Raw genomic sequence first — 5,941 nt, 5'->3', positions numbered from 1 at the left:
GCATTGATATAGCCGGCAATAGTGATGCGGGCTTTTTCGTAAGCGTTGGTAGCTACCTGGCTCAGGTGATGTACACCCCGGTGCACATTGCTGTTATATTCTTCGTAATAGCGGGCTTCCGCGTTTATTACGACCTGTGGTTTCTGCGTGGTGGCTCCGTTATCGAAGTATACCAGCGGTTTACCATGTACCTGTTGCTGCAGGATAGGAAAATCCTTTCTGATCTGCTTTACATCCAGGCCTTCGGTGACTATGTTAGCAATATGTTCCATCGTCAATTTAATTATTCATGATCTCCGCAATCTGCGTCTGCAGGAAATGTTGCAGGGCAGGTACCTTCACTGCATCTGTGATGTCGTGGGAGAAGGCGTTTACCATCAGTGCTTTTGCCGCATCTTCGCCAATACCGCGTGAGCGGAGGTAGAACATGGACTCTTCACTGAACTGACCGGCAGTAAAACCGTGGCTGCACTTTACATCGTCGGCATAAATTTCCAGTTGTGGCTGGGAGTTGATGTCCGCTTTGGTACCGAGCAGGAGGTTATTGTTCTGCTGGAAGGCATTTGTTTTCTGTGCTTCCTGGTGTACAAGGATCTTGCCGGTAAATACGCCGTTGGCGTTATCGAGCAGTACGCCTTTGTACAGTTCGTTGCTGTTGCAATCGGGCATGATGTGATCCATAAAGGTATGGTTATCTACATGCTGGTGTTTGCTGGCGATATAGAGGCCGTTCAGGTTAGTTTCGGTATGACTGCCATTCAGCGCCACGCTCAGGTTGTTACGGGTGAACGGGGTACCGGGCAGGGTGAAATTAAAATGATGGTAACGGCTGTCTTTCTGTTGCTGTGCAGCGGTGGTATGTACTTCGCGGAAGCTTTCAGCGCCCTGTTGTACATTATAGTGCCACAGTTCTGCATTTTCCATTACCACGGTTTCCAGTACGCTGTTCGCAAAGGCGATGGTATTGGTTTCCGGGTGCACGGAAGTTTCGATGATGGTAGCGGCTGCGTTCCGGTTCAGTACCCACAGGTGGCGGGGCTGAATGAAAGCGTGCGCTGTACAGGAGTAAACGTGTACTACATGTATGGGTTTATCGAGCACGGTGTTGGCTGCCAGTTCAATATACAGGCCATCTGCGAAGAGGGCTGTATTCAGTTGCGCCAGTGATTCTGTTGCCAGGTGCTGCTGTCCGTTGAAATAAGTAACAAAACCAGGGGCGGTGGTGTTAGCGCTCATGGCGCCAACGGTGATGCCTTTACCTTGTGGCAGGGCAGATTGTTCCGCCTGGAGATGACCGTTTACCAGTACGATGCGGTAGCAGTCCAGTTCAGGAATGGCGGTGCTGTTCACCACTTCTTCTGATACACAGGAAGCCGTATTGAGCAGTTCATACGGAAACTCTTTCAGGTAACGCTGAATATTCGTGTAGCGCCATGCTTCCGTTTTCAGCGTAGGAAGGCCTATCGTTGAAAAACGCTCCAGCGCTTTGCGGCGGATGTCCTCCAATGTATCTGCCGCGAGGGAGGGAACATGCGCCGACAGTGCATTTACATCTTCGGTTAACGCCTGGTAAAATGGCAATATCATATCGCTTGTCATAGTCTTTTTATACAGATTCTTTCAAATGTAATTCCTCTTTCAGCCAGTCGTATCCTCTTTCTTCCAGTTCCAGTGCCAGTTCTTTGGTACCGGTTTTAATGATACGGCCATTGTATAATACATGTACAAAGTCAGGTATGATATACTCCAGCAGGCGTTGATAGTGAGTGATCACTACGAAAGATTTTTCTGCATCGCGTAATTTGTTTACACCATTGGAAACAATACGCAGTGCATCGATATCCAGTCCGGAATCTGTTTCATCCAATATAGCCAGCTGAGGGTCGAGCATGGCGAGTTGGAAAATTTCATTACGTTTCTTTTCTCCACCGCTGAATCCTTCGTTGAGGGAACGGTTCATCAGGTTGGAGTGGAAGTCTACCAGCTGTTGTTTTTCTTTGGTCAGCTTCAGGAATTCCCTGGCTTCGAGGGCGGGAAGGCCTTTGTATGCCCTGATTTCATTCAGTGCGGTTTTGAGGAAGTTGAGATTAGAAACACCTGGTATTTCAACAGGGTATTGAAAAGCGAGGAAAACACCTTCACGGGCGCGGTCTTCCGGAGACATATCCAGCAGATTTTTGCCATTGAACCAAACTTCCCCTTCGGTGACAGTGTAGTTATCACGTCCCGCGAGAACAGAGGCCAGTGAGCTTTTACCGGAACCGTTTGGTCCCATGATAGCATGCATTTCTCCTTTGTTTATTTCGAGATTAATGCCTTTCAGAATTTTTTTCCCTTCTACTTCTGCGTGCAGATTTTTAATCGTCAGCATGATTGTTTTATTTCGTTCTGTATGTATTAAGTTGAATAATGAATTATCCAACGCTTCCTTCAAGTGTAATAGATAATAATTTTTGTGCTTCCACTGCAAATTCCATTGGCAGCTGGTTCAGTACTTCCTTCACATAACCGTTTACAATGAGGGCTACTGCTTTCTCGCTGTCGATGCCACGTTGGTTCAGGTAAAAGATCTGGTCTTCCCCGATCTTCGAAGTGGTGGCTTCGTGTTCGATCATGGCAGTTTTGTTCCTTGATTCGATGTATGGGAAGGTGTGTGAACCGCATTGGTTACCGATGAGCAGGGAGTCGCACTGGGTAAAGTTACGTGCATTGTCTGCCCGTGGCCCTACGGCTACCAGTCCGCGGTAGCTGTTATCGCCCCTGCCTGCGGAAATACCTTTGGAGATGATGCGGCTTTTGGTGCCTTTACCGATGTGGTGGATCTTGGTACCGGTATCAGCGATCTGTTTGTTACGGACTACCGCTACAGAGTAAAATTCACCTTCGGAGTGGTCGCCCTGCAGGATTACACTGGGATATTTCCAGGTAATAGCGGAGCCGGTTTCCACCTGTGTCCAGGAGATCTTGCTGGCGGCGCCTTTGCAGATACCTCTTTTGGTAACGAAGTTATAGATACCGCCTTTACCGTCTTTATCGCCGGGATACCAGTTTTGTACGGTAGAATATTTTATTTCAGCCTGCTCCAGGGCTACCAGTTCCACAACTGCCGCATGCAGCTGATTTTCATCACGCATGGGGGCGGTACAGCCTTCGAGATAGCTAACATAGCTGTTATCGTCTGCAATGATCAGGGTACGTTCAAACTGGCCGGTGTTCTGGGCATTGATACGGAAGTAAGTGCTCAGTTCCATCGGGCAGCGTACGCCTTTTGGAATGTAAACGAAGGAACCATCGGAAAATACGGCGGCGTTGAGCGCAGCGAAGATGTTATCTGTATGTGGCACCACGCTGCCCAGGTATTTCTTTACCAGGTCGGGGTGTTCCTGTACAGCTTCGCCGAAGGAGCAGAAGATCACGCCCATTTCTTTCAGTTTGCCTTTGAAAGTGGTAGCTACGGACACGCTGTCGAAAACGGCATCCACGGCTACGCCGGTAAGTGCTTTCTGTTCATTGAGGGGAATACCCAGTTTTTCGAAAGTAGCCAGCAGTTCCGGATCTACTTCATCCAGGCTGTTAAGCTGTTTTTTCTTACGTGGCGCTGCATAATAGGAAAGTGCCTGGAGGTCGAGCTCCGGCATTTCAAAATGCTGCCATTTTGGGAATTCCATTTTCTTAAATGCGGCAAATCCTTTCAGGCGCCATTCCAGCAGCCATTCCGGTTCATTCTTCTTCGCCGAAATAAAACGGATGATATCTTCATTCAGCCCCGGGGGAGCTATATCCATTTCAATATCGGTGCTAAAGCCAAACTCGTATTCCTTATTGGCTATATCATCAATTATTTCGTTACTGTTGATCATACAAGTTTAATATTTAAACCGCAAAGCTCTCGCCGCAGCTACAGGTTCTGGTTGCATTTGGATTGTTAAAGAAGAGGCCTTTTCCGTTAAGTCCGTCTGAATAGTCCAGCTCCGTACCATACAGGTAAAGGAGGCTTTTCATCTGTACCACTACTTTTACGCCTTTATCTTCAAAAACCTGGTCGCCTTCTTCTTCGGTTGCTTCAAATTTCAACACATATTCAAGACCTGAGCAGCCACCACCTTTTACACCTACGCGTACAAAGGTGCCTGGCGCATGATGTTCTTTTTCCATCAGCGCCTTGATATATTCTCCTGCTTTTTCTGAAACGGTTATCATACTCAGAATTTGTTTTTATTAGCTATTTACCGGTTGCCCGGTCTTCCTTATCTTTTATCCTTCAATACCGGCTACTACATGCGACTTGGCCGCACACAGCAACTGTACCATCATATCCAGTTTATTTTTATAGAACTCAGTGATCCCCCGGGTGGCAGGATCATACAGGTTGTCTTTCAGGATCGGCAGGGAATATGGTAAAACCCATGCTCTCAATGCCTTAGCCACTGCATCCATTGCATTTATACCCTGCATCGCCTGGGTGCCGTCTGCCCAGGACAGCAAAGCTACAACCTTTCCGGTTAAATAAGGACGCTGGTTCTTGCTGGTCATTTCCAGCCAGTCCAGGCAATTTTTCATGGCGCCTGTCATGCTGCCATGATATAAAGGAGTCATCCAGATATGCAGGTCCGCCTTGCAGAAAGCTTTACACATGGCATCTACTGCGGGTGGTTTCAATCCTGCTGCTGCCTGGGAGAAAAATGGGATCTGGGTGTTACCAAGACTAAAAATCTCCGGGGAAAATCCATTCTCTTTCAACCTTTCCGTCAGGTATGCCGCCAACTGGTTGGAAGTGGCATAAGGACGATCATCTATTGCACCATTAAATATCAGGACGTTCATTAATATTTAACTTTTAGAGATTAAAATGATTATGAGATTAAATTTTGATGAAGGATCTCATAAACTCACCAAAACCCCAAAATCTTTTTTTAGCTTTCACAAAAATACCGATATTTGAGAATAAAACAAGTAAGAACTTGGAAAATTATCCAATACGAACCAAGAATGCTGCCGACCGGTTTTTGACCTTGCTCAAGACCCGGGGGCCCTTGCCTGCAGCAGAACTGGCCAATGAATTGGGTATTACCGGAGAGGGCGCCCGCCTTCAGCTGCTCAAGCTGGCAGAAGAGGGCCTGGTGCAGTCGGAAAGTGCTTCCAAAGGCGTAGGACGCCCTGTTTTAATATGGAGCCTTACCCCCCTGGGTAATGCCCGCTTTCCGGATACCCATACCGAGCTCACCCTCCAGATCATTCAAACCATTAAGAATGTATTAGGTAAGGAAGCGCTCGATAACGTGGTAAACGCCCGGGAGAAAAGCCAGCTCGAAAAATACAGCACCGCCCTTGAAGGCGTTAACGGACTGGAAAACAGGCTCACTTCGTTTGCAGCCATCCGTTCCGGCGAAGGCTACCTGGCCGAGTGGAAAAAAGAAGGAGATACCTATTATTTTATAGAGAATCATTGTCCCATTTGCTGCGCCGCCACAGAATGTGATAATATCTGCACCTCGGAAATGCGGACCTTTGTGAGCATACTCGGTGAAAAAATGAATGTATCCCGTATGGAGCATATTATCAATGGCGCCCGCCGTTGTGTGTATAAAATTGAAGCGGAGTAAGGCCTTCGGCCTTTGAGCGGATTTTGTCTGACTCAGGATTATGATGATTTCGCTGATTTCCTGATTTTATTTTTTAGTTTTTTTATAGATTTTTTTGGGAGATAAATGTGTGTTCCGCTTTTATCTCCCAATTTGTTTTTCTTAAAAATAAAATCAGGAAATCAGCGAAATCATCATAATCCTGAGTCAGACAACATCCGCGTTATTTCAGGATAAGCACCAGCGTGCCTGCAATAATAAGCCCTGCACCAATGGCGGTTTTCAGCGTGATGGTTTCATACAGGAAAATGGCGGATAAAACAATAGTGAGCGCCACGCTGAGTTTATCCACCGGGGCT

The 5,941-nt window shown here is 47.1% G+C and carries 8 protein-coding genes; 1 reads left to right on the top strand and 7 read right to left on the bottom strand.

What is annotated here, in order from left to right:
• The 6 genes from VIM72_RS05375 to VIM72_RS05350 form a co-directional block, all read right to left on the bottom strand.
• Positions 1–272, bottom strand: a 272-nt coding sequence (locus tag VIM72_RS05375) for an aminotransferase class V-fold PLP-dependent enzyme (protein ID WP_332001839.1), incomplete at its 3' end; no start/stop codon positions are given.
• A 7-nt stretch (positions 273–279) separates the two neighbouring features.
• Positions 280–1,599 (bottom strand): Fe-S cluster assembly protein SufD, encoded by a 1,320-nt coding sequence (sufD, locus tag VIM72_RS05370; protein WP_332001838.1) that lies wholly within the window; start codon positions 1,597–1,599, stop codon positions 280–282.
• Between the two features lie 7 nt (positions 1,600–1,606).
• The gene (gene sufC / locus VIM72_RS05365; RefSeq protein WP_332001837.1) at positions 1,607–2,371 is read right to left on the bottom strand and encodes a Fe-S cluster assembly ATPase SufC; all 765 of its coding nucleotides are present in this window, start codon (positions 2,369–2,371) and stop codon (positions 1,607–1,609) included.
• A 43-nt stretch (positions 2,372–2,414) separates the two neighbouring features.
• A complete protein-coding gene (gene sufB, locus VIM72_RS05360) occupies positions 2,415–3,860 on the bottom strand; it encodes a Fe-S cluster assembly protein SufB (RefSeq protein WP_325646919.1) in 1,446 nt (481 codons plus the stop codon).
• Between the two features lie 13 nt (positions 3,861–3,873).
• Positions 3,874–4,200 (bottom strand): iron-sulfur cluster assembly accessory protein, encoded by a 327-nt coding sequence (locus VIM72_RS05355; RefSeq protein ID WP_332001836.1) that lies wholly within the window; start codon positions 4,198–4,200, stop codon positions 3,874–3,876.
• 54 nt (positions 4,201–4,254) lie between these two features.
• Complete coding sequence (locus VIM72_RS05350; protein ID WP_332001835.1) at positions 4,255–4,824, bottom strand: NADPH-dependent FMN reductase; 570 nt, start codon at positions 4,822–4,824, stop codon at positions 4,255–4,257.
• A gap of 137 nt (positions 4,825–4,961) precedes the next feature.
• Here VIM72_RS05350 and VIM72_RS05345 point away from each other — a divergent pair, with 137 nt between their 5' ends.
• Positions 4,962–5,603, top strand: a complete 642-nt coding sequence (locus VIM72_RS05345; RefSeq protein ID WP_332001834.1) for a metalloregulator ArsR/SmtB family transcription factor — start codon at positions 4,962–4,964, stop codon at positions 5,601–5,603.
• Between the two features lie 202 nt (positions 5,604–5,805).
• On the opposite strand, the gene VIM72_RS05340 is transcribed toward VIM72_RS05345, so the two are convergent.
• Positions 5,806–5,934, bottom strand: coding sequence for an EamA family transporter (locus tag VIM72_RS05340; RefSeq protein WP_332001840.1), 129 nt, complete (start codon positions 5,932–5,934; stop codon positions 5,806–5,808).
• Positions 5,935–5,941 lie beyond the last annotated feature (7 nt).

Origin of the sequence: Chitinophaga sp., assembly GCF_036569185.1 — a bacterium.
In the GTDB taxonomy this organism is placed as follows: Bacteria; Bacteroidota; Bacteroidia; order Chitinophagales; family Chitinophagaceae; genus Chitinophaga.
The sequence above is the reverse complement of the archived record's forward strand: the minus strand, read 5'-3'. Positions and strand labels throughout refer to the sequence as shown.